Source organism: Micromonospora sp. WMMD734 (assembly GCF_049178975.1).
Classification (GTDB): domain Bacteria; phylum Actinomycetota; class Actinomycetes; order Mycobacteriales; family Micromonosporaceae; genus Micromonospora; species Micromonospora wenchangensis.
The window spans coordinates 6,450,844-6,473,256 of the sequence record NZ_JBMHMK010000001.1; the positions used below are offsets into that span (position 1 = coordinate 6,450,844).

At 73.5% G+C, this 22,413-nt stretch carries 19 protein-coding genes and 2 pseudogenes; 13 read left to right on the forward strand and 8 right to left on the reverse strand.

Going from position 1 to position 22,413, the window contains the following annotated elements; translation table 11 throughout:
• Positions 1 to 123: 123 nt before the first annotated feature.
• The 7 genes from ACN267_RS28085 (at position 124) to ACN267_RS28115 (ending at position 9,012) form a co-directional block, all read left to right on the forward strand.
• Positions 124 to 1,341, forward strand: coding sequence for a PP2C family protein-serine/threonine phosphatase (locus tag ACN267_RS28085; protein ID WP_281902627.1), 1,218 nt, complete (start codon positions 124 to 126; stop codon positions 1,339 to 1,341).
• Positions 1,338 to 3,182 carry a sensor histidine kinase gene (locus tag ACN267_RS28090; protein WP_421490018.1) on the forward strand — a complete coding sequence of 615 codons (1,845 nt, stop codon included), beginning with the start codon at positions 1,338 to 1,340 and terminating at the stop codon, positions 3,180 to 3,182. Before ACN267_RS28085 ends, ACN267_RS28090 begins: the two co-directional genes overlap by 4 nt.
• Entirely contained in the window at positions 3,179 to 3,631 is a 453-nt protein-coding gene (locus ACN267_RS28095; RefSeq protein WP_088644726.1) for a response regulator, read from the forward strand. The genes ACN267_RS28090 and ACN267_RS28095 overlap by 4 nt, the downstream gene beginning before the upstream one ends.
• Positions 3,624 to 4,430, forward strand: coding sequence for an inositol monophosphatase family protein (locus ACN267_RS28100; protein WP_421490019.1), 807 nt, complete (start codon positions 3,624 to 3,626; stop codon positions 4,428 to 4,430). Before ACN267_RS28095 ends, ACN267_RS28100 begins: the two co-directional genes overlap by 8 nt.
• Positions 4,431 to 4,690: 260 nt before the next feature.
• On the forward strand, positions 4,691 to 5,689 hold the full coding sequence (locus ACN267_RS28105; protein WP_281902631.1) for a coiled-coil domain-containing protein: 999 nt from the start codon (positions 4,691 to 4,693) through the stop codon (positions 5,687 to 5,689).
• 36 nt (positions 5,690 to 5,725) lie between these two features.
• Positions 5,726 to 7,279, forward strand: a complete 1,554-nt coding sequence (locus ACN267_RS28110; protein ID WP_421490020.1) for a fused MFS/spermidine synthase — start codon at positions 5,726 to 5,728, stop codon at positions 7,277 to 7,279.
• Between the two features lie 71 nt (positions 7,280 to 7,350).
• Positions 7,351 to 9,012: a protein kinase domain-containing protein gene (locus ACN267_RS28115; protein ID WP_421490021.1), complete on the forward strand. Its 1,662-nt coding sequence runs from the start codon at positions 7,351 to 7,353 to the stop codon at positions 9,010 to 9,012.
• A 90-nt stretch (positions 9,013 to 9,102) separates the two neighbouring features.
• Here ACN267_RS28115 and ACN267_RS28120 read toward each other — a convergent pair whose 3' ends face one another.
• Complete coding sequence (locus ACN267_RS28120) at positions 9,103 to 9,771, reverse strand: potassium channel family protein (protein ID WP_239484964.1); 669 nt, start codon at positions 9,769 to 9,771, stop codon at positions 9,103 to 9,105.
• Positions 9,761 to 11,095 (reverse strand): TrkH family potassium uptake protein, encoded by a 1,335-nt coding sequence (locus ACN267_RS28125; RefSeq protein WP_421490022.1) that lies wholly within the window; start codon positions 11,093 to 11,095, stop codon positions 9,761 to 9,763. Before ACN267_RS28125 ends, ACN267_RS28120 begins: the two co-directional genes overlap by 11 nt.
• Positions 11,096 to 11,286: 191 nt before the next feature.
• On the opposite strand from ACN267_RS28125, the gene ACN267_RS28130 reads away from it, so the two are divergent.
• Together ACN267_RS28130 and ACN267_RS28135 are read left to right on the forward strand one after the other, a co-directional pair.
• On the forward strand, positions 11,287 to 12,420 hold the full coding sequence (locus ACN267_RS28130) for a glycerophosphodiester phosphodiesterase (protein WP_421490023.1): 1,134 nt from the start codon (positions 11,287 to 11,289) through the stop codon (positions 12,418 to 12,420).
• Between the two features lie 194 nt (positions 12,421 to 12,614).
• Positions 12,615 to 12,794 carry a hypothetical protein gene (locus ACN267_RS28135; protein WP_204957642.1) on the forward strand — a complete coding sequence of 60 codons (180 nt, stop codon included), beginning with the start codon at positions 12,615 to 12,617 and terminating at the stop codon, positions 12,792 to 12,794.
• Between the two features lie 164 nt (positions 12,795 to 12,958).
• On the opposite strand, the gene ACN267_RS28140 is transcribed toward ACN267_RS28135, so the two are convergent.
• A complete protein-coding gene (locus ACN267_RS28140; RefSeq protein ID WP_204957643.1) occupies positions 12,959 to 13,162 on the reverse strand; it encodes a hypothetical protein in 204 nt (67 codons plus the stop codon).
• 230 nt (positions 13,163 to 13,392) lie between these two features.
• Here ACN267_RS28140 and ACN267_RS28145 point away from each other — a divergent pair.
• The 3 genes and pseudogenes from ACN267_RS28145 to ACN267_RS28155 form a co-directional block, all read left to right on the forward strand.
• Positions 13,393 to 14,028: pseudogene (locus tag ACN267_RS28145) on the forward strand (DEAD/DEAH box helicase); the annotation flags it as partial.
• Between the two features lie 153 nt (positions 14,029 to 14,181).
• Positions 14,182 to 15,681 (forward strand): annotated as a pseudogene (locus ACN267_RS28150) (helicase-related protein); the annotation flags it as partial.
• A gap of 116 nt (positions 15,682 to 15,797) precedes the next feature.
• Positions 15,798 to 16,970, forward strand: coding sequence for a hypothetical protein (locus ACN267_RS28155; protein WP_421490024.1), 1,173 nt, complete (start codon positions 15,798 to 15,800; stop codon positions 16,968 to 16,970).
• Between the two features lie 43 nt (positions 16,971 to 17,013).
• Here ACN267_RS28155 and ACN267_RS28160 read toward each other — a convergent pair whose 3' ends face one another.
• The gene (locus tag ACN267_RS28160) at positions 17,014 to 17,430 is read right to left on the reverse strand and encodes a helix-turn-helix domain-containing protein (RefSeq protein ID WP_204957645.1); all 417 of its coding nucleotides are present in this window, start codon (positions 17,428 to 17,430) and stop codon (positions 17,014 to 17,016) included.
• 217 nt (positions 17,431 to 17,647) lie between these two features.
• Here ACN267_RS28160 and ACN267_RS28165 point away from each other — a divergent pair, with 217 nt between their 5' ends.
• Positions 17,648 to 18,085, forward strand: a complete 438-nt coding sequence (locus ACN267_RS28165; protein WP_421490025.1) for a hypothetical protein — start codon at positions 17,648 to 17,650, stop codon at positions 18,083 to 18,085.
• 5 nt (positions 18,086 to 18,090) lie between these two features.
• Here the strand turns inward: ACN267_RS28165 and ACN267_RS28170 are convergent, their stop codons facing one another.
• The 4 genes from ACN267_RS28170 to ACN267_RS28185 form a co-directional block, all read right to left on the reverse strand.
• Entirely contained in the window at positions 18,091 to 19,269 is a 1,179-nt protein-coding gene (locus ACN267_RS28170; protein WP_421490026.1) for a class I SAM-dependent methyltransferase, read from the reverse strand.
• Between the two features lie 136 nt (positions 19,270 to 19,405).
• Positions 19,406 to 21,124 carry a DEAD/DEAH box helicase gene (locus tag ACN267_RS28175; RefSeq protein ID WP_281902652.1) on the reverse strand — a complete coding sequence of 573 codons (1,719 nt, stop codon included), beginning with the start codon at positions 21,122 to 21,124 and terminating at the stop codon, positions 19,406 to 19,408.
• Between the two features lie 294 nt (positions 21,125 to 21,418).
• Positions 21,419 to 21,646 carry a DUF3107 domain-containing protein gene (locus ACN267_RS28180; protein ID WP_088644741.1) on the reverse strand — a complete coding sequence of 76 codons (228 nt, stop codon included), beginning with the start codon at positions 21,644 to 21,646 and terminating at the stop codon, positions 21,419 to 21,421.
• A gap of 66 nt (positions 21,647 to 21,712) precedes the next feature.
• Entirely contained in the window at positions 21,713 to 22,351 is a 639-nt protein-coding gene (locus ACN267_RS28185) for a TetR/AcrR family transcriptional regulator (protein ID WP_204957649.1), read from the reverse strand.
• Between the last annotated feature and the right edge of the window lie 62 nt (positions 22,352 to 22,413).

Below are 22,413 nucleotides of genomic sequence, written 5' to 3' on the forward strand. Positions count from 1 at the left end.
GCGGACCGTGTTGTGTGCGACCGTTGTCTAATACAGGATCAGCAGGGCACTCGGAAGGAGCCCGACATCACCAGCGAACTCCCGCGTCTCGCGGCGGTGACCCGGTCGCACCGGGGGCCGGGCATGGCCGGGCCCTCCGTCGTGCCGTACCCGCACGGCGGGCTGGGGCCGCACCCCAACCTGCCGCCGGGTGAACGGCTGCGGGTGCTGCTGGTCGAGGACGACGAGGGCGACGCCTTCCTGGTCGGTGAGCTGCTCGCCGAGACCAACTCGATGATCGACCTGCTGGTCGCCACCAGCCTCAGCGAGGCCCGGCAGCGCATCGCCGGGGTCGACTGCGTCCTGCTCGACCTGGGCCTGCCCGACGCGCAGGGCCTCGACGGGCTGCGTCGGGTGCTGGAGATGTCCAGCGGTGCGGCCGTCTGCGTGCTGACCGGCCGCTCCGACGAGCACCTCGGCATCGTCGCGGTCGCCGAGGGCGCCCAGGACTACCTGGTCAAGGGCCAGGTGGACGGGGTGCTGCTGACCCGCGCCCTGCGTTACGCGGTGGAACGCAAGCGGGCCGACGAGAACGCCCGCCGGCTGCGCGAGATCGAACTGCGCCAGGCCGAGTCGGCCCGACTGGAACGGGGCCTGCTGCCCCAGCCGCTGATGAGCACCGACGAGGTGGCGGTGCACACCTTCTACCGGCCGGGCCGGCACGCGGCGCTGATCGGCGGGGACTTCTTCGACGTGGTGCAGACCCAGCCGGACCGGGTCGACCTGATCGTCGGCGACGTCTGCGGGCACGGCGTGGACGAGGCCGCCCTCGGCGTCGAGCTGCGGGTGGCCTGGCGGGCGTTGATCCTGGCCGGGGTGCCCGACGACGAGGTGCTGCCCGCGCTGGAGCAGGTGCTGATGAGCGAGCGCCGGCTCCAGGAGATCTTCGCCACCGTCGCCACCGCCCGGCTCGACCTGGCCGCCAACCGGGCCACCGTCCGGCTGGCCGGCCACCCGCCGCCGCTGCTGCTGTCCGGCGGCAAGGTCGCGCCGGTCCCGGCCCGGGGTGGCCTGCTGCTCGGCGTACGACCCCGCCGTCCCGTCGCGTTCGACCTGGAGTTCGACACCGATGACTGGTCCCTGTTGATGTACACCGACGGCCTGATCGAGGGGCGGGTGGGTGACGGCGACGAGCGGTTGGACGTCGACGGGCTGACCGGCCTGCTCCAGGAGCGCGCCAACCACGCCGTGCCGCTGGCCGAGCTGCCCGCCTGGCTGGTCGGTCGGGCCGAGCAGATCAACGGCGGGCCGCTCGCCGACGATGTCGCCATGCTGCTGGTCACCCGGGGCGGTGGCCGGTGAACACGTACCGCCGGGGGTGGACCCTGCGTCGCCGGGTGCTGGCGCTGCTGGCCGTGGTGGGCGTGCTGCTGGTCGGGCTGGCCGTGGCCGAGGCGGCGGTGGCGGCGAAGAACCGCGCCTACACCGACACGCTGCTCACCCGGACCGGCCCGCTGCGGGTGCAGGGGCAGGAACTGCTCAACGTGCTGCTCGACCAGGAGACGGGCGTCCGTGGGTACGCGGTCAGCGGCAACCGCGCCGACCTGGCCCCGTACGAGCAGGGGGTGCGGCAGGAGCGTGACGTGGCCGCCACGATCGCCGACCTCGGCCGTGACTACCCGGCGATCGTGGATGCGCTGCGCACGGCGCAGCAGCAGGCGGCGGACTGGCGGCGGACGGTGGCCGAGCCGGTGATCGCGACGACCGGCAGCAGCGGCACGGCCGCCGGCCAGGCGTTGATCACCGCCCAGGCGCGGCAGCAGTTCGACGAGATCCGGACGTCGGTGGGCGACCTCCAGACGGCGATCCTGGCCGAGCGGGAGCGGGGCGCCCGGGACATCGAGCGGACCGGCAACATGCTGGTGATGCTGCTGATCGTCGCGGCGGTGGTGGTCGTCCTCGCCGGCACCCTGATGCTGCTCTCCCTGGAGCGGATGGTGATCCGGCCGCTGACCGGCCTGGCCCAGCAGGTGCGGGAGGTCGCCGCCGGTGACTACCAGCACCACATCGCCGGGTCGGGGCCGCCGGAGTTCCGCCGGCTCGCCGACGACGTGGACGTGATGCGGCAGAAGATCGCCAAGGATCTGGCCGAGGTGCGGGCCGCCCGGGAGAACATCGAGTGGGTCAACAGCCAGTTGCAGAAGCAGGCCGAGGAGCTGACCCGCTCCAACCGTGACCTGGAGCAGTTCGCCTACGTCGCCTCGCACGACCTCCAGGAGCCGCTGCGCAAGGTGGCCAGCTTCTGCCAGCTGCTCCAGCGTCGGTACGCGGGGCAGCTCGACGAGCGGGCCGACCAGTACATCGCCTTCGCGGTGGACGGCGCGCAGCGGATGCAGCGCCTGATCAACGACCTGTTGGCGTTCTCCCGGATCGGCCGGCTCACCACCGGCTTCGTCGACGTCGACCTGAACCGGGTGATGGCCGACGTGGCCAGCCAGACCGAGCCGGGCCGCCAGTACGCCGACGCCGAGCTGACCTGGGGCGAGCTGCCGGTGATCCGGGGTGAGGAGCCGCTGCTCACCAACCTGCTGGTCAACCTGGTCAGCAACTCGGTGAAGTTCCGCCGGCCGGACGTCGCGCCGAAGGTGCGGGTCTCGGCCCGGCTGGTCGGCGACGAGTGGGAGATCACCTGCGCGGACAACGGCATCGGCATCGAGCCCGAGTTCGCCGACAAGATCTTCGTGATCTTCCAGCGGCTGCACGCCAAGGACGCCTACCCTGGCACCGGCATCGGCCTGGCCATCGTCAAGAAGATCGTCGAGTACCACGGCGGTCGGGTCTGGGTCGACACCGACCAGGCCGAGGGGACCGCGATCCGGTTCACCCTCCCGGCCCGGCCGGAGGACGTCGAAGCGGCGAAGGCGGCCGCCGAGGCGGGCCCGGCGACGGCGACCGGTGAGGACGCCCCGGCAGGGCCCGACGGAGACGTCCCGGCAGGATCCGACGGGGACGTCCCGGCAGCGCCCGACGGGGGCGGCACGGCGACGACGTCCGACGACGCGTCCCGCCCGGCCGGGGACGCCGAGCCGGCTGACCGACCGACGCCTGTCGGCCGGCAACCGGACGGCACGCAGGACGAGGACCCACCCGGCGGGCCGCCGGGGCACGGCACCACGGGTGGCACGAAGGAGAGGGTCGGATGACCGCGCCGGCGGACGGCAAGAGCCCGATCGAGGTCCTGCTGGTCGAGGACGACCCGGGCGACGTGCTGATGACCCAGGAGGCGTTCGAGGAGCACAAGCTCCGCAACCGGCTGACGGTCGTCTCCGACGGCGCCGAGGCGCTGGCCTACCTGCGGCGCGAGGGTCGGTACGCGGACGCGGTGACCCCCGACCTGATCCTGCTCGACCTGAACCTGCCCCGCCGGGACGGCCGGGAGGTGCTGGAGGAGATCAAGAACGACGAGGAGCTGCGCCGTATCCCGGTCGTGGTGCTGACCACCTCCCAGGCCGACGAGGACATCCTGCGCAGCTACCAGCTGCACGCCAACGCCTACGTGACCAAGCCGGTGGACTTCGAGCGTTTCATCTCGGTGGTCCGGCAGATCGACGAGTTCTTCGTCAGCGTGGTCAAGCTGCCGCCGCGTGGCTGACCACCTGCTCGACGACGTCGACACGCTGCTGCGGGAGACCGCGGCGGGCGTGGTGTTGCCGCTGTTCCGCAAGCTGGACGACGCCGACGTCACGGAGAAGGCACCGGGCGACCTGGTCACCGTCGCCGACCAGCGGGCCGAGGAGCGGATCTCGGCGGGGCTGCGCCGGTTGCTGCCGGGTTCCCTGGTCGTCGGTGAGGAGGCGGTGGCCGAGGACGGGTCGCTGCTGCGTCACCTGCGCGGCGACGGCGACGTGTGGGTGGTCGACCCGATCGACGGGACGGGGAACTTCGCCGCCGGACGGCGACCGTTCGCCCTGATGGTGGCCCTGCTCTCCGGCGGTGAGCCGGCCGCGTCCTGGGTGTTCGACCCGCTGGCCGGGACGATGGCCGTGGCCCGCGCCGGGGCCGGCACCCGCCTGGACGGCCGGCCGGTCCGCGAGAACCCCGTCCTGCCGTCGGATCGGCTGCGCGGCACCGCGATGGTCCAGTACCTGCCCCGGGCCACCCGGGACCGGGTGGCGGCCGGCCGCAGCCGGATCGGGGAGCTGCTGCCCGGCCAGCACTGCGCCGGGCGGGAGTACCTCGACCTGCTCACCGGCGACCAGCAGTTCGTGATGTTCTGGCGGACCCTGCCGTGGGACCATCTCCCCGGTGCGCTGCTGGTGCGCGAGGCGGGTGGGGTGGCCCGACGCTTCGACGGCACCGACTACCACCCGGCCGACGACGGCACCGGCCTGCTGGTCGCCTCCGACGAGCAGACCTGGCACGAGGTCCGGGCCGCCCTGCTCGGCGACTGACCGCCGGTCCGGTTCCGGGACGCGGCGGGCCGCGCCCCCGGCTCCACCGCCTGAGGGATCGACGACGGTGGACCCTCGGCTACCGGCTCGACACTCCCGGTCGAGGGTCGCCGTCCGGTGCCGGCGCGGGCCTGGTGACCGGGCGTGATTGCGGTAATGTGACCGGCGGTCTCCGCCCCCAGGCCGCCAACCGGGGCCGGCGGGACCGCCGCCGCACCGGCCCCCGGTCGGGCGTCGGCGGCAGAGGGAAGGACACCTCCGTGCCCAGGACCAACCTGACCCGGCCGTTGACCGTGCTGCTCGCCGCGGTGGCGCTGCTGCTCGGCGTCGGAGCGGTGCCCGCCTCGGCGGAGCCCGGCGAAGGTGGCACCAAGCAGCTCAAGGACGCGTTGACGGCGGCGGCCAAGGGGCACATCGAGGCCAAGGCCAAGCTGGACACCTCCAAGCGGCGGCAGGCCGCGCTGGCCGCCCAGCTCAAGGAGGTCGAGGGGCGGCTGGGCGCGTTGACCGCCCAGGTGGGCGAGGTGGCCGCGCAGTCGTACCGGGTGGGCCGGTTGACCCCCACGTCGATGCTGCTCAACACGGCCAGCCCGGAGGCGTTCCTCAAGCGGGCCGCCGACCTGGACATGATGGCGCAGCGGGACGGCAAGCAGCTGCGTGCCCTGGCCGAGGCCCGGCAGACCGCCGCCGAGGCCACCATCGCGATCGACGCCGAGGTCCGCGAGCAGCAGAAGCAGCTCAACACGCTGGCCAAGAAGAAGCGGGACGCCGAGCGCGCCCTGGCCACGGTCAGCTCGGGGAGCAGCGCCGGTTTCAGCGGCGGGTCGAGTTCGGCGAAGCCGGCCCCGCGCAACTCCGACGGGTCGTGGCCTGGCGAGTCGTGTTCGGTGAACGATCCGACCACCTCCGGCTGCATCACCCCGCGCACCCTGCACGCCATGCAGCAGGCCAAGGCGGCCGGCTACAAGCGCTACGTGTCCTGCTACCGCAGCGGCGGGGGCGGCGAGCACCCCAAGGGTCGGGCCTGCGACTTCTCGGCCGCCACCAGCGGCTTCAAGGACGAGACGGCCACCGGCGGGGACAAGGCCTACGGTGACAGCCTGGCCAACTACTTCAAGAACAACGCCAACCGGCTCGGTGTGCTCTACGTGATCTGGTACCGGCAGATCTGGATGCCGAACACCGGCTGGCGGGCCTACAGCGGGTCGGGCAGCCCGGCCGCCGACCACACAAACCATGTTCATCTTTCGATGTACTGACCGTTCGCCCCAGGAACGGGACGTAGCATCGCGACGGTGAGCAGCTCATCGTCCGACGTCGTGACCGTTCCGACGCCCTCCGCGCCGACCTCCTCCCGGGCCCTGCCCAACGGGCTCGCCGCGTTCCTGGTCTTCTTCGCCAGCGGCGCGGTGCTGGTGCTGGAGACGGTCTCGTTGCGCCTGGTCGGTCCCTACGTCGGGGTGACCCTCCAGGTGACCAGCTCGGTGATCGGCATCGCGCTGGCCGCCATCGCCTACGGGGCGTGGACGGGCGGCTGGCTGGCCGACCGTCGGGACCCGCGCGGGCTGCTCGCCCCGGCGCTGATCCTGGCCGGCATCGCCGCCGCGGTCACCCTGCCGGTGGTCCGGTACGCCGGTGAGCTGCTGCGTGGCGGTGCGGTCAGCGGCATCCTGCTGCTCACCGCGTTGGCCGTGTTCGTGCCGGCGGCGCTGCTGTCGGCGGTCACCCCGCTGGTGGTGAAGCTGCAACTGTCCGACCTGCGGCGTACCGGGCAGGTGGTGGGCCGGCTCTCCGGGATCGGCACCCTCGGCGGCATCACCGCCACCCTGGTCACCGGGTTCGTGCTGGTGGCGGCGCTGCCCAGCACGGTCATCCTGATCGGGCTGGCGGCGGCGCTCGGCGTGGTCGGGCTGGCGCTCGGGGTCTACCTGCGCCGGCAGGAGACCGGCGGGCTGCCCGGCCCGACCCGGGCGAAGGCCGCCCTGGCGGTGCTCGGGCTGGTCGCGGCGGGGCTGAGCGCGGTCGCGCCGAACCCGTGTGACGTGGAGACCGCCTACCACTGCGCCCGGGTGGAACGTGATCCGGACCGGGCCAGCGGGCGCACCCTCTACCTCAACTCGGCCCAGCACTCGTACGTCGACCTGGACGACCCGACGCACCTGGAGTACGAGTACACCCAGTGGATCGGCGCGGTCGCCGACGTGTCCGCCCCGAAGGGGCAGCGGCTGGACGCGCTGCACCTGGGCGGGGGCGGGTTCACCATGCCTCGCTACCTGGGCGCCACCCGGCCGGGCACCGACAACGTGGTCTTCGAGATCGACGGTGAGCTGGTCGACCTGGACCGGCGGGAGTTGGGCGTCCGGACCGGGCCGGGGCTGCGGGCGGCGGTGGGCGACGCCCGGATGCTGGTCGGCGGCGAGCCGGCGGACAGCCGGGATTTCGTCGTCGGCGACGCCTTCGGGCACCTGGTGGTGCCGTGGCACCTGGCCACCCGGGAGATGGCGGCGGAGGTCGACCGGGTGCTGCGTCCCGGCGGCATCTACGTGCAGAACGTCATCGACTACCCGCCGGGCCGGTTCATCAGGTCGGAGCTGGCCACGGTGGCCGCCGAGTTCGAGCACATGGCGCTGGTCGCGCCACCGGAGGCGATCGCCGGGCAGCAGGGCAGCAACTTCCTCATCGTCGCCTCGGACGCCCCGCTGCCGCTGGAGGCGCTGCGGGCCCGGTTGGGCACCGTGACGAAGATCCCGGACCTGCTCGCCGGCAGCGAGGTGACCCGGTTCGTCGACGGCGCGCTGGTGTTGACCGACGACTACGCCCCGGTGGACCAACTGCTCGCGACCGCCTGATCGGGTGACTTTCCTGACCGATTACGACCATCGAGGTGTAGGCCGGGCCGTCCCGGGCAACTCGGTCGACCATGGGTGCAGGAGTCCGGAACGCCGCCCAGCTCCTCGGTGAGCGGTACCGGCTGATCGAGCAGCTCGGCGCGGGCGGCATGTCCGTGGTGTGGCGCGGCTACGACCAGGTGCTCGGCCGTCAGGTCGCGGTGAAGGTGCTCGCCTCGCGGCTGGCCAGCGACCGGGCCTTCCGGCACCGGATCAGGATCGAGGCGCAGGCCGCCGCGCGGCTCTGCCACCCCAACATCACCAACGTGTACGACTACGGCGAGTCGGAGCAGGTCGGCCTGACCGTGCCGTACGTGGTGATGGAGCTGGTGGACGGCGGTCCGCTCACCGCGCGGCTCGGCCGCGACGGGCAGCTGCCCTGGCGGGAGGCGGTGACCATCGGTGCCGAGGTGACCTCGGCACTGGCCACCGCGCACGCCCGGGGGGTGGTGCACCGGGACGTGACCCCGGGCAACGTCATGCTGACCGCGACCGGGGTGAAGGTCGTCGACTTCGGCATCTCGGCGCTGGTCGGGGAGAGTGAGAAGGGGCCGGACGGCGCGCTGCTCGGCACCCCCGCCTACCTCGCCCCGGAGCGCCTCGACAACGGCCAGGTCTCCCCGGCCACCGACGTGTACGCCGTCGGGCTGCTGCTCTACCGGATGCTCACCGGGCGGTTGCCCTGGCAGGCCAGCACCACGACGCAGATGCTGCGGGCGCACATGTACCACGATCCGGAGCCGATGCCCCCGGTCCGCGGGCTCCCCGACGAGGTGGTCGAGCTGGTCGGCCGCTGCCTGGCCAAGCGCCCCGAGGACCGGCCGGCGACGGCCGAGGTGGCGCGTACCCTCGCCGCGGCGGCCGGGATGGTCGCGGCGGTGCCCGTCTCGCCGGCACCCGGGCGAATGGACCCGGCCCTGCTCGCCAACGCCGGCACCACGATCCTGCCCTGGTCGGCCGACACCGACGCGTTGCCGTTCTCGGGGCGTACCCGCACCCGCCGGGCCGCTGCCCGCCGCCGCCGGATCGAGGCCGGGGTGGCCGCCGTGAGCCTGGTGGCCGTCACCGCGGCCGTCTGGGGGGTGACCTCGCGCAGCCCGGCCAGCGGCGGCGTCGACCGGCCCACCGAGGCCCGGATGGGGTTGCCCGAGACCATCCCGTGCGAGGTCGAGTACGCGCTGCGCAGCGACTCCGGCAGGGACTTCGCCGCCCAGCTGACGCTGACCAACACCGGTCCCCGGGAACTGCGGGACTGGACGATGAGTTTCGCCTTCCCCGGCCAGCAGACCGTCACCACGACCACCCCCGAGGTACGCCAGGAGGGCCGCCTGGTGCGGGTCACCCCGGCGGCCGGGCGGGCCGCGCTGGCCCCCGGCGCGTCGGAGAAAGTCGCGCTGACCGGCCGCTACACCGGGGGCAACCCGCTGCCGCTGGAGTTCACCGTCGGCGATTCGAGCTGCGGGGTACGGGTCTCCGGGGTGGCCGGCAGCGCGCCCGTGGTGAAGCCCCCGGCGGCGAAGAAACCGGCGGCCAAGCAGCCGGCGGCGAAGAAACCGGCGAAGACGTCCGGCAAGGGCGGTTCCGGCGCGGCCGGGCCGGCGAAGCCGAAGCCGAAGGCCGAGAAGCCCGCCAAGGGGCCCGGTCCGGCGGCGGGCAAGGGGCCGGGTGGGGCACCGGGAAAAGCGGGAACGTGACCGGGAAGGGAGGCAGAGGCGCAGGTGGCGGTCCCGGCAAGGGGCCCCGGGGCTGAGGCCGGGCCCGGTCGCGGCGGGCGGACGGCGCGGTCAGCGTAGGGCGGCGAACTGCTGCACCCGGGCGATCCCGCCCTCCACGATCAGGACGCTGCCCGGCCCGAGCACCGTGTCCGGGTCGGCGTACCGGAAGCGTTCCCCGGCCGGTTTCGCACCGACCACCATCACCCCGTAGCGCTCCTGCACCGCCAGGTCCCGCAGCCGGTGACCGACCAGCGGCGGAGGCACCGGCACCTTGGCGATGGCGAAGTCGTCGCCGAACTCCATGAAGTCGAGCATCCGGCTGACGATCAGGTGGGCCACCCGTTCCCCGGTCTCCGCCTCCGGGAAGACCACGTGGTGGGCGCCGACCGAGGCCAGGATCTTGGCGTGCTTGCGGGACGTCGCCCGCGCCCACACCTGCGGTACGCCCACCTCGGTCAGCGCCAGCACGGTGAGCACGCTGGCCTCCACCGAGGCGCCGATGGCGACCACCACCCGGGTGAAGTCGTCGATGCCGAGCTGCCGCAGCGCCTGTTCCTCGGTGGCGTCGGCCTGCACCACCCGGTCCAGCACCGCCGACCAGCGCTGCACCCGGTCGGGGTCGCGGTCCACGGCGAGCACCCGGTGGCCGAGCCGGGTCAACGACCCGGCCAGGTGGCAGCCGAACCGGCCCAGCCCGATCACGGCGATGTCGCCGTCGCCTTCGTCCCTAGCCGACAACGGGTTGCTCCTTCGGGTAGCGGTACAGCCGGCGTCGGGTGTTCAACGCGATCGCCGAACCGAGGGTGAGCGGGCCGATCCGCCCGACGTACATCAGCACGGTCAGTACCAGTTGCCCCGACGCGGGCAGGTGCGGGGTGAGCCCGACGGTGAGGCCGGCGGTGCTGAACGCGGAGGTCACCTCGAACAGCGTCGCGTTGGACCGGACGTCGGTGGTGAGCACGGTCAGGCCGAGCGTGCCGACGGTCACCAGGGCGACGCTGAGCAACGCCACCGTCAACGCCTGGCGTTGGCTGGCCACCGCGATCCGGCGGCGGCCCACGGTGACGTCCGGTTCCCCGCGCAGCTCCGCCCAGATGACGAAGCCGAGCAGGAAGAACGTGGAGACCTTGATCCCACCGGCGGTGCTGGCGCTGCCGCCGCCGATGAACATCAGGGCGATGAGCAGGGGGTAACTTTCCTCGCGGAGGGCGGCCACGCCGATCACGTCGAAGCCACCGGTACGGCTGAGCGCGATCTGGGTGAACGTGGCGAGCAGCTTGCCCGGGGTGTCGTAGGTGCCGATGGTGAACGGGTTGTCCCACTCGGTGACGAGCAGCCCGACGAAACCCCCCGCCACCAGCACCACGCTGCCCCAGACGGTCAGCTTGGTGGACACCGCCCAGCGGCCCGGCCGGCGACGCTGGCGGAACGCCTCGAACAGCGCGGGGAAGCCCAGCCCGCCGACGATCGCGCCGAACGCCAGCGGCAGCGCCACCCACGGGTCCCGGGCGAACCCGACCAGCCCGTCGGTGTACAGGGTGAAACCGCCGTTGTTGAACGCCTGGATCGAGTGGAACGCCGCCGACCACAGCGCCCGGCCGGGGGAGTAGTCGTAGGCGAGCCGGAGCCGGGCGGTGATCACCGCGGTCATCACCAGCTCGCAGCCGAACACCGTGCCGGCGATGCGCAGCAGCAACCGGCGCAGGTCGGCCGGGCCGTACTCGGCGGTCTCGGCCTGCACCAGCAGCCGGTTGCGCAGCCCGAGCTGCCGGGTGACCGCCAGGCTGACCAGGGCCGCGCCGGTGAGGATGCCCAGCCCGCCGACCTGGGTGAGCACGGTGATCATCACCAGCCCGAAGCCGTTCCAGTAGTTCGGGGTGTCGGTGACCGCCATCCCGGTGACCGACACCGCCGAGGTGGCGGTGAACAGCGCGGTGACCAGCGGGGTGAACCGGTGCGCGCTGGTGGCCCAGGGCAGCATCAGCAGGCCGGTGCCGATCGCGATCGTCACCAGGAAACCGAACGGCACCAGCCGGACGGGGTGACGAAGGAACCGGCGCACCAGACAATCCTGTCGATTCCGGCGGGACCGGGCCGGTGAATCGCGTATCCCGGCCCGGTCCCGGTTTCCCCGCAGGGTTCACCTGACGGCCAGTCGGCGACCAACTGGCCGTCAGCCGCGCCCGGTCTGCTGTGAGCGCCCGTCGGGCGTACCGGCGCTCGGCCGGGTGCCCCTCGACCAAGGAGATCGCGTTGCGACGTACCCTTTCCGCTCTCGGCGTGGCCGGCGCGCTGCTCGCCGTGGCCGTCGCCGTTCCGGTGGCCGTTCCCGGCGCCGCCTCGGCCCGCGAGGACGACGCGGACCGCGCCGACCGGGCCACCCACCGGCCCCTGGTGATCGCCCACCGGGGGGCCAGCGGCTACCGCCCGGAACACACCCTGGAGGCGTACCGGTTGGCGATCCGGATGGGCGCCGACTACATCGAACCCGACCTGGTCTCGACCCGGGACCGGGTGCTGGTCGCCCGGCACGAGAACGAGATCTCCGGTACGACCGACGTGGCGGCCCGCCCGGAGTTCGCCGGCCGCAAGGCCACCAAGACCATCGACGGGGTGCCGGTCACCGGCTGGTTCACCGAGGACTTCACCCTGGCCGAGCTGAAGACGCTGCGGGCCAAGGAGCGGCTGCCCCAGGTGCGGGTGGCGAACACCGCGTTCGACGGCCGGTTCGCGGTGCCCACCTTCCAGGAGGTGCTGGACCTGGCCCGCGCCGAGTCCAGAGCGCGGGGCCGCACCATCGGCGTCTACCCGGAGACCAAGCACCCCACCTACTTCGCCTCGATCGGGCTGCCGCTGGAGGAGCCGCTGGTCACGGTGCTGCGCCGCAACAAGCTGACCCACCGCGACGACCCGGTGTTCATCCAGTCCTTCGAGACCGCCAACCTGCGCACGCTCGACCGCATGATCGACGTGCCGCTGGTCCAGCTCCTCGACGCCACCGGCCGGCCGTACGACTTCACCGCCGCCGGTGACCCCCGCACCTACCAGGACCTGGCGACTGCCGCCGGCCTGCGCGGGATCGCCAGGTACGCCGACGGGGTCGGGCTGAACAAGAACCTGATCATCCCCCGGGACGCCACCGGCAAGCTGCTCGCCCCGACCACGGTGATCCGCGACGCGCACCGGCACCAGCTGCTGGTGCACGCCTGGACGTTCCGGGCCGAGAACCAGTTCCTCCCGGTCGACTTCCGGATCGGCGCCGACCCGAACGCCCGGGGCGACATCACCGCCGAGTACGAGCTCTTCCTCGGCCTCGGCCTGGACGGCGTCTTCGCCGACCAGCCGGACACCGCCGTCGCCGCCCGCGCCGGCCTCCCCGCCCGCTGACCGCCCGCTGACCTGCCCGCACCCGGTCGGGTCCGGTCGGTTCCGGTCGGGTCCGGTCGGGCGCTTGATCAACTCAGTGTCGCCGAGGTAGCGGTGTCCCGTCGCCCGGGACACCGCTACCTCGGCCCACGGGAGTGGATCAATCGCCCAGGCGCGATCCCGGACCGGCCAGGAGTCGCTTTGGCCGCGTACACATGGTCTCGATCGTCCGGGGCGTACGGAACACCACCGACCTCCAGACCGAATGCCGGCTCGCCGCGATGAACCAGTCGTTGGTTGTCCCCACGGTCTTCCTGCCCGCCCAGCCCGAACTGGCGGCGATGTCGTCGACCGCCGTACGCACGCTCGGTAAGTCGCTGCCGCGACCGGGGTAGCGCGAACACCGGACGGCCGGGGCGCTCCGACTGTGGAGAGTTGTTGTCGCCTGGGCCGCAACAACTCTCCACAATCCAACGGCACGGGTGGGCAGGCCGCCGGATACCGCTCCATCGGTTCAGGGGAGTGGCGTGCCCCAGGATCTCGGGCTCGGGAGTTCCGATCAGAGACTTCCGCCCCCGGTGCTGCGGAGGTTGCTGCCGTCCGTCGGGTTCCGGTGGTCGTCCAGGCGGCGGCGGGCCTGCTCCGATGCCGTCAGGTCACGTACCTGCCGGTCGCCGTCGGTCACCGCCCGGCGGCCGCGACGCCACCATGCCACGGCTGCGAGAGCCACGAGTACGACGACGAGGATGATGAGCCAGCGCATGTCTGCCTCCAGCGGGTGAGGGCTCTGCCACTCAGAGTGGACCCTCGGGTCAAGCGCCCGGAGTTGCCATGGGGCGGAGTCGCCGTGGGCGGGTTACCCACGCCCACCTCCCACCCGGTCGCCCCGGTGATCAAGAGGTTCGCGTCACCCGAAGAGCGGTTCATGACGTAAACCTCTTGATCAACCGCGTGGGAGGTCGGGGTGTCCGGCCGGGGTGGTAGGAATGCCGGATGAGTGGGGATCGGGCGGCGGTGCGGGAGCGGGCCGAGGGGGTGCTGCGGCGGCTGGCCGGCGCGCACGCCCGGCTGCGGGAGGACCAGTGGCGGGCCATCGAGGCGCTGGTGGTGGACCGGCGGCGGGTGCTCTGCGTGCAGCGCACCGGGTGGGGCAAGTCGGCGGTCTACTTCGTGGCCACCGCCCTGCTGCGCGAACGCGGTGAGCACGGGCCGACGGTCATCGTGTCGCCGCTGCTGGCGTTGATGCGCAACCAGGTGGAGGCGGCGGCCCGCGCCGGCATCCGGGCCCGCACCATCAACTCCGCCAACCTCGACGAGTGGGACGAGATCACCGCCGAGATCCACGCCGGCACGGTGGACGTGCTGCTGATCAGCCCCGAGCGGCTCAACAACCCCGACTTCCGGGACGCCGTCCTGCCGAGGCTGGCCGCCACCACCGGGCTGCTGGTGGTCGACGAGGCGCACTGCGTGTCCGACTGGGGGCACGACTTCCGGCCCGACTACCGCCGGCTGCGTACCTTCCTGGGCAACCTGCCGGAGCGAACCCCGGTGCTCGCCACCACCGCCACCGCCAACGAGCGGGTGACCCGGGACGTCGCCGAGCAGCTCGGCACCGAACCGACCCCGGGCCCGCCCGACCGCGCCAATCATGCCGACCGCGCTGATCATGCCGATCAGGTCGATCACGCCGGTCGAGACGTATCGTCCGGGTCGTCGGCCGACCTGGCCGGATCCCCCGCCGGTCCGGTGGCGGCACCCGACCGGGCCGCGCGCCGGGCCGACGTGCTGGTGCTGCGGGGCACCCTGGACCGGGAGTCGTTACGCCTCGGCGTGCTCGACCTGCCCAGCCCGGCGCACCGGCTGGCCTGGCTCGCCGACCACCTGGACGCGCTGCCCGGCTCGGGGATCATCTACACGCTCACCGTCGCGGCGGCCACCGAGACCGCTGAGTTCCTCCGTGCGCGCGGCTGGTCGGTGGCCTCCTACACCGGCCAGGCCGATGACGCCGACCGTCGCGCCGCCGAACAGGACCTGCTCGACAACAAGATCAAGGCGCTGGTGGCGACCAGCGCGCTCGGGATGGGGTTCGACAAGCCCGACCTCGGTTTCGTGGTGCACCTCGGTGCGCCGCCCTCGCCGATCGCCTACTACCAGCAGGTCGGCCGTGCCGGTCGGGCCGTCGAACACGCCGAGGTGCTGCTGCTGCCCGGCGTCGAGGACGCCGCGATCTGGCGCTACTTCGCCTCACTCGCCTTCCCGCCCGAGGAGCAGGTGCGTGCCGTGCTGGCCGCCCTGCACACCGACCGGCCGCTCTCCACCCAGGCCCTCGAACCCCTCGTCGACCTGCGCCGGACCCGCCTGGAGTTGATGCTCAAGGTGCTCGACGTCGACGGCGCGGTCCGCCGGGTGCGCGGGGGGTGGCTCGCCACCGGCGAACCCTGGACCTACGACGAGGCCCGGTTGCGCCGCGTCGCCGAGGCCCGCACCGCCGAGCAGCAGGCCATGCGCGAGTACGCCGCGACGCCCGGTTGTCGGATGCGGTACCTGCGGGACTGCCTCGACGACAGCGGGGCGGACGACTGCGGCCGGTGCGACCGTTGCGCCGCGCCCCTGTTCACCGCCGACGTGTCCGGCCCCGCGCTGACCGCCGCACAGACCTTCCTCGGCCGCCCCGGGGTGCAGATCGCCCCCAAGAAGCTCTGGCCGACCGGCCTCGACGCGGTCGGCGTACCGCTGAAGGGGCGGATTCCGCCGACGGAGCAGGCGCTGCCCGGTCGGGCCGTGGGGCGGCTGTCCGACCTGGGCTGGGGTGGCCGGCTCCGCGCCCTGGTCGGCCCTGGCACGGCCGACGGCCCGGTGCCCGACGACGTCGTGACGGCCGTGGTGGAGGTGCTGAAAGCCTGGGCGCACGGCGACGACCCGTGGCCGCGTCGCCCGGCCGGCGTGGTCGCGGTCGGCTCCCGCAGCCACCCGACCCTGGTCGCCTCGCTCGTCGAGCGGATCGCCACGGTCGGCCGGCTACCGCTGCTCGGCGCGGTCACCCCGGTCGGCCCGGCCGGGGGCGGCGGGCCGCGCGGCAACAGCGCCCAGCGGGTACGCGCCCTGCACGACGCCTTCAGCCTCCCCGACGAGGTGGCCGGGGCGCTGACCGTCCTGGACGGCCCGGTGCTGCTCGTCGACGACCTGGTCGACTCCGGGTGGACGATGACGATGGCGGCCCGCCTGCTGCGCCGCTCCGGTGCCCCCGACGTCCTCCCGCTCGCCCTCGCCGTCGCCGGCTGACCCGGCCCGGGTCGGCGGACCGGGCGGATAAGTTCCCCGGCCGGCCCTGGTGCGACCGCCGCCACGGTGTCCGGCCGTCGTCCCGGTGCCGTCGGGGTCGGCGGTACGGTGAGCGGATGGCCGACCAGCGATCCGTCACCCGGCCCGCTGGCCCGGCAGCCGGCGGCGGACCGGCCCCCGACCAGGGCACCCCGGAGCCGGTGGACCAGCCGGCCCGGGAGGCCGACGCAGGCATCGGCCGACCGACGGGCCAGCAGGGGCGCGGCAGTGACGCGGGCAACGCACACCCGGTGGACCGGCAGGAACCGGGCGGCGCGGAACCCGGCGGATGGACCCTGTCAGGCGGGACTACGACCGGGGACGGGGCGTCGACGGTGGGGCCGGACCGGGCCACGCTGCGGCTGGCGCTGGTGGTGGGCGGTCTGGTGCTGGCCGTCCTGCTCGGTTTCGGGCTCGGCCGGGCCAACGGGCGGCCGACCGAGCGTACGACGGCGACCGCCGCGACGGCCGCCGGTGACCACACCCACGCTCCGGGCACCGGCGCACACCAGCACGACGGCAGCGGCGGGGACTCCTCAGGCGACGCGGCCACCGGCCTGTCCGTCAGCTCCGGCGGTTACACACTCGTCCGGTCGGGCGGGGAGTTCGTCGCCGGGCGGGCCGGTGAACTGCGGTTCCAGATCCGTGACGCGCAGCGCCGCCCGGTCACCCGGTTCGCGGTCGTGCACGACAAGCCTATGCACCTGGTGGTGGTACGCCGCGACCTCACCGGATTCCAGCACCTGCACCCGACGATGGCCGCCGACGGCACCTGGTCGATCCCGCTGACCCTGCCGCAGCCGGGCGTCTGGCGGGCGTACACGGATTTCACGGCGGTCGCCGACGACGGCCGGCAGACCCCGGCGACGCTGGGCGTGGACCTGGTCGCCCCGGGGGAGTACGCGCCCCGTCCGCTGCCCGCCCCGGCCAGCCGGGCGGCCGTCGACGGGTTCACCGTCGACTACGAGGGCACCCCGCAGGTGGACGCCGCCGTACCGCTGCGGTTCACGGTCCGGGACCCGGCGGGACGACCCGTCGCCCTGGAGCGCTACCTCGACGCGTACGGGCACCTGGTCGCCCTGCGCGAGGGGGACCTGGGCTACCTGCACGTGCACCCGGGCCCGGGGCCGGCCGCCGACACGGTGACGTTCTGGCTGACCGCACCCGGCCCCGGCAACTACCGGATGTACCTGGACTTCCAGGTGGCGGGCGTGGTGCGGACCGCGGAGTTCACCCTGACCGTCCGCTGAGAGCAGCGGCCCGGGGAGCCGGCCGGATCGACCGGCGCGGCGGTCAGCCGGCGCGGCGGACCGGACGGCGGGCCAGATAGCGCAGCAGGTCACGGATGTGGTGCTTCTCCTCGGCGGGCACCGTCGGATCGGCCAGCCGGTCGAGGATCACCCGGACGTCGGCCTCCACCGGGCCGTCGTCGGCGCGGCGGCGGGGGGCGGGCCCCGCGTCGGGCAGGCCGAGCGCCCGGAAGGCCGCCGCGACCGGCAGGTCGAGGGCGGCGCAGAAGCCGCGTACCTTGGCCAGTTCGGGGTAGTCCTGCCAGTCGCCGGCGAGCCAGCGGAAGACGGTGGACCGACCCACACCGGTGTGGGCAGCGAGATCGCTCACCGTCCAACCCCGCTCGTCACGGGCGTCGTCGATGGCCCGTCGCACGAAGCGGGCGAACGCCATCTGGGGTGAAACCTCTGTCGAACCCATGCCTGTGAGATCGTCCTCTTCGGGTGGGAGCCGGGGTGTCCGGTACGCCCCCCGAGGGTAGTACGACGGCGGTCCGGTGCAATTCCCCGTACCGGCCGGCTGAGTCCCCGTCCGGCCTCTACGCGGGGCGGCGGCACAGTTCGTGACACAGCGTCAGTTGTCGTAGGTCAATCGAACCCGACGGGTTCGTCACCTGTCGCATCCGGTGAGGAGCAGCATGGCCGAGTCCGACCGTCCGGCGTCGCACCGTCCCGGTGCGGTCAGCCTCTTCTTCGTCGTCAAGGCGGCCGTGTTCGCCCTGGGTTTCTGGGGCTGGCTGCTGGTGCTGGTGTTCACCGGTGACGAGGCGACCGGGGCGCACGTGCTGGCCGCCGCCGGTGCGGTCACCACCACCCTGGTGGGGGTGCTGCTCGGCGTCCGGCTGGCCCTGCAACGCAGCGCCGCCGTCAGGCACGCCGAACTCAAACGGCTCCTGGTCGACATCTCCTGGAACGCGTTCGCCGCCGCCGGCAACGCCGAACTGTCCGGCACCGTGGTGCCGTTCCCTGCCGCGCCCGGCGACGACGAGCGGAGGCCGCGGGAGCGGATCTCCTCGATCGTCGACCGCAGGCCGGGGGAGCGCCCCGGCAGCCGCGGCGGCGACCGGCGGCGCTGAACCGCTCAGCCCCGCACGCTGTCCGCCGCGCCGTCCCCGGTCGGGTCGGCCAGCAGCGTGGCCAGGCGCGGGGTCACCTGCCACTGGTCGACCAGCTGCCGGTACTCGGCCGCCTGCGGGTCACCGCCGCCGGTGCCGGTCCGGCGGGCCCGGATCAGCAGGTTCCGGGGGGTGTGCCGGGAGTCGACGAACTCGACCACCTCGGCCCGGTAGCCGTGTGACCGCAGCAGCCCGGCCCGCAGCGCGTCGGTGAGCACGTCGGCGAAGCGTTCCCGCAGGATGCCCTGCCGGGTCAGCAACTCGTACGGTGCCGGGGCCGGCCGGGCGCGCAGCTGCGCCGCGAGGTCGTGGTGGCAGCACGGCGCGGCCAGCACCCACCTGGCGTCCCAGCGCACCGCGCGGGCCAGCGCCTCGTCGGTGGCGGTGTCGCAGGCGTGCAGGGCGAGCACCAGATCGGGGGTGGGCTCCACCACCGCGTCGGCGATCGTGCCGGCCACGAAGGTGACCCGGTCGGCCCAGCCGAGGCGCTCCGCCAGCTCGCTGTTGCGCTGCCGCTGGTCCTCCCGCACGTCCACCCCGACCAGTTCCACGTCGAGCCCGCGGGCGGTCAGGTAGCGGTAGGCGGCGAAGGTCAGGTAGGCGTTGCCGCAGCCCAGGTCGACCACCCGCAGCCGCCCGGTGAGGTCGTCGGGCAGGGTGGCGGCCAGCGCCCGCAGGAAGGCGTCCACCTGCCGGCGTTTCGCGGCGTTGCCGCCGATCTCCGCGAAGATCGGGTCGCCCGGGTCGAGCAGGTACTCCTTGGCCCGGTCGTGGCCGTCGGCGGGCGCGGCCGGCCGGCTGGCCGCCGCCCGGTGCACCTGCGCCTCGCCGGACTTGGTCACCCGGAGCTGGAGGGTCGCCCCGGCGGTCTCCACGTGCCAGTTGCCGAAGGGCTCGGCGAGCAGCGCGTCGACCGCCGCGTCGGCCTCCGCGCCCGGCGACACGTTCCGGGTGTACGGCCGTGCGCCGTCGGACGTGGCGATCTGCAACCGGGGGCCGGCCTTGAGGGCGACCGGGCGGAGTTCGGCGCGTACCACCGAGGGGCGCTGGCCCCGACGGCGGCCGGCGGCGACGGCACGGGTCAGGGCGGGGTCGAGCAGCAACGCCCTGACCTCGGTCAGGGCGGCGTCCAACGGTTCCGGCATGGTCCCATCATCCTTTCCCACCCGGCCCTCGCCGCTCCCGGCCCGCCCCGGGCAGGGAGGGCGATGTGCCCACCGGCGCAGACGGGACATCCCCCGGACCGTCGGACGGCCGGGGGATGTCGGCGGTGCTGTCGGGTCAGTCGGCGGTGGCCTCGGCCGGCGCGTCCGCGCCGGAGCCGCCCCCACCGCGCCGGCGACGGCGGCGACGCGGCCGGCCCGGCTCACCCTCGGTGGCCGACCCGGCGGCGACGGCGGGCTCGCCGGTCGGGCCGGTGGCGGTGTCGGTGGACCCGGCGGTGGTCACCGTGGTCGACTCGCCCCCGACGACCTCGCCGGCCCGGCGGCGACGCCGGCTGCGTGGGGTACGCGGGCCTTCCTCGGCGGTCTCCACGGGCGTTCCGGCGGCGTCCGGCGCGTCGGAGTCGGGGCGACCCCGACGCCGGTCACCGCGTCCGCCGCCCCGGCCGCTGCTCTCGCCGCGTCCCCGGGTCTCGCCGCGTCGGCCGCCCCGGCCACCGCTCTCGCCCCGGCGGGACCGGCCACCCAGGTCCTCCTCGACCTCGGCGGAGAGCCCGGCGCGGGTCCGCTCGGCGGTCGGCAGGGTGCCGGTCATCTCGGGCGAGATGTCCAGGTCGGTGTAGAGGTGCGGGGAGGTGTGGTAGGTCTCCGGCGGCTCCGGCATGTCGAGCCCGAGTGTCTTGTCGATGATCCGCCACCGGGGCATGTCGTCCCAGTCGACGAAGGTGACCGCGACCCCGGTCGCCCCGGCCCGGCCGGTACGACCGATCCGGTGGGTGTAGGTGTCCTGGTCCTCGGGGCAGTCGTAGTTGATGACGTGGGTGACGCCGCTCACGTCGATGCCTCGGGCGGCCACGTCGGTGGCGACCAGGGTGTCGATCTTGCCGGCCCGGAACGCGCGCAGCGCCCGTTCCCGCGCACCCTGGCCCAGGTCACCGTGCACCGCGGCCACCGCGAAGCCCCGGAAGTCGAGGTCCTCGGCGACCCGGTCGGCGGCCCGCTTGGTCCGGGTGAAGATCATGGTCAGCCCGCGCCCCTCGGCCTGGAGGATCCGCGCCACGATCTCGATCTTGTTCATCGAGTGGGTGCGGTAGGCCAGCTGCTGGGTCTGCGGGGACGGGCCGGTCTCGGCGGTGTGCCCGGCGTGGATCGTCACCGGCCGGCGCAGGAACCGCCGGGAGAGGGTGACGATCGGGTCCGGCATGGTCGCCGAGAAGAGCATGGTCTGCCGGTCCTCCGGCAGCATCGCCAGGATCTTCTCGACGTCGTCGAGGAAGCCCAGGTCGAGCATCCGGTCGGCCTCGTCGAGCACCAGCGCGCGGACCCGGTCCAGCCGCAGGTGCTTCTGCTTCTGCAGGTCCATCAGCCGGCCCGGGGTGCCGACCAGGATCTCCACGCCCTTGCGCAGCGCGTCGATCTGCGGCTCGTACGCCACCCCGCCGTAGATCGGCAGCACCCGGACGCCCCGGGTACGGCCGGCGGCGGCCAGGTCCTTGGCGACCTGGATGCCCAGCTCGCGGGTGGGTACGACGACCAGGGCCTGCGGCACGCCGTCGCTGCCCTCGGCCGGGGCGAAGACCCGCTCCAGCAGCGGGACGCCGAACCCGAGGGTCTTGCCGGTGCCGGTGGGTGCCTGACCGATCAGGTCGGTGCCGCGCAGGGCGATCGGCAGCGCGTACTCCTGGATCGCGAAGGCGCGCGTGATGCCCGCCGCAGCCAGGGCCTCGACGGTCTCGGGCCGCGCGCCGAGCGCGGCGAACGTGGGGGCCTCCGGGCGGACCGGGGCGGTGGGGGCCAGTTCCTGGCCCTCCAGCTGGTCGAGAATCTGTTCGCTCATCTGGATCTGGGGGTGCCCTCTCGTGGTGCGCCCCGTGGTGTCCTCAGGGCGCGGTCGGTATGGCGCGGGCCACGCGATCGGCGGCGGAAAATCGCCGTGTCAGACCGGGCCGCACGCGCGCCGTGGGCAGGACTTCGATCAGATCGGCGCCCACGGCAACTACCTCATCCTACCCGAGCGGGTGGGTACACGCCCCTGACCTGGATGGCCGGCTTTTCGGCAGGGGTGAAAAATGTGACCCGCGTCACCGGGTCGCCCTGCGGCGGGCCGTGCCCGCCGCAGGGTCGGACCGGTTCAGCGAACGGTGAAACCGACCGCGCGGGCGGACGCCTCGGCGATCTCGACGTAGGCGACCTTGGTGACCGGCACGATGACCCGTCGACCCTTCTCGTCGGTCAGGGAGAGCGTCCCCTCCGCCTTGGCGAAGGCGTCGGTCACGATCTGCTCGATCTCGGCCGGCGACTGCGCGCTCTCCAGAACCAGCTCGCGCGGCGCGTACTGCACGCCGATCTTGACCTCCACGTGTGCCTCCTCAGGTGGGCGAGATAGCCGCCGTTGGGAAGGCTATCCGATCTCGGAGCCGGATGTTCAGGCCGACTCACCCTGGAGCGGGAAGCTCGCGATACCCCGCCAGGACAACGCCGCGACCAGCGCCTCCGCCTCGGCCTTCGGCACCTGCCGGCCGCCGGCCAGCCAGAACTGGGCGGCCGTCTCGGCCGCGCCGACCAGGCCGGAGGCGAGCAGCTCGGCGTGCGCCCGGCTGACCCCGGTGTCCGAGATGATGGTGTCGGTGATCGCCGCGATACAGCCCTGCTCCACCCGCTCGACCCGCTGCCGGACGGCCGGGTCGTTGCGCAGGTCGGATTCGAAGACGAGTCGGAACGCCTCGCTCTCGTGGTCGACGAAGTCGAAGTACGCGCGCACCGAAGCGCCGACCCGCTCCTTGTTGTCGTTCGTGCCGCGCATCGCTTCGTGCACCTTGGCGACGATGGCGTCACAGTGCGTGTCGAGCAGCGCCAGATACAGATCCATCTTTCCCGGGAAGTGCTGGTACAGCACGGGCTTGGAAACCCCGGCCCGCTCGGCGATGTCGTCCATCGCGGCGGCGTGGTACCCCTGCGCCACGAACACCTCCTGAGCCGCCGCGAGTAGCTGCTTACGGCGTGCTGAACGGGGCAGCCGGGTGGGCCGGCCGGCAGTCTGCGCACCGTTCCCCACAGCGGTCATGGGAACCTCCGAGTTTCGTCATTCCAGCCGGCACTTTTACCCCGTACCGGTCAGGGCACTCA

Excerpts from the sequence above, each read along its gene's own strand:
- ACN267_RS28085 (WP_281902627.1), top strand. The coding sequence starts at position 124 with ATGGCCGGGCCCTCCGTCGTGCCGTACCCGCACGGCGGGCTGGGGCCG.
- ACN267_RS28095 (WP_088644726.1), top strand. The coding sequence starts at position 3,179 with ATGACCGCGCCGGCGGACGGCAAGAGCCCGATCGAGGTCCTGCTGGTC.
- ACN267_RS28115 (WP_421490021.1), top strand. The coding sequence starts at position 7,351 with ATGGGTGCAGGAGTCCGGAACGCCGCCCAGCTCCTCGGTGAGCGGTAC.
- ACN267_RS28135 (WP_204957642.1), top strand. The coding sequence starts at position 12,615 with ATGGTCTCGATCGTCCGGGGCGTACGGAACACCACCGACCTCCAGACC.
- ACN267_RS28140 (WP_204957643.1), bottom strand. The coding sequence starts at position 13,162 with ATGCGCTGGCTCATCATCCTCGTCGTCGTACTCGTGGCTCTCGCAGCC.
- ACN267_RS28155 (WP_421490024.1), top strand. The coding sequence starts at position 15,798 with ATGGCCGACCAGCGATCCGTCACCCGGCCCGCTGGCCCGGCAGCCGGC.
- ACN267_RS28160 (WP_204957645.1), bottom strand. The coding sequence starts at position 17,430 with ATGGGTTCGACAGAGGTTTCACCCCAGATGGCGTTCGCCCGCTTCGTG.
- ACN267_RS28165 (WP_421490025.1), top strand. The coding sequence starts at position 17,648 with ATGGCCGAGTCCGACCGTCCGGCGTCGCACCGTCCCGGTGCGGTCAGC.
- ACN267_RS28170 (WP_421490026.1), bottom strand. The coding sequence starts at position 19,269 with ATGCCGGAACCGTTGGACGCCGCCCTGACCGAGGTCAGGGCGTTGCTG.
- ACN267_RS28175 (WP_281902652.1), bottom strand. The coding sequence starts at position 21,124 with ATGAGCGAACAGATTCTCGACCAGCTGGAGGGCCAGGAACTGGCCCCC.
- ACN267_RS28185 (WP_204957649.1), bottom strand. The coding sequence starts at position 22,351 with ATGACCGCTGTGGGGAACGGTGCGCAGACTGCCGGCCGGCCCACCCGG.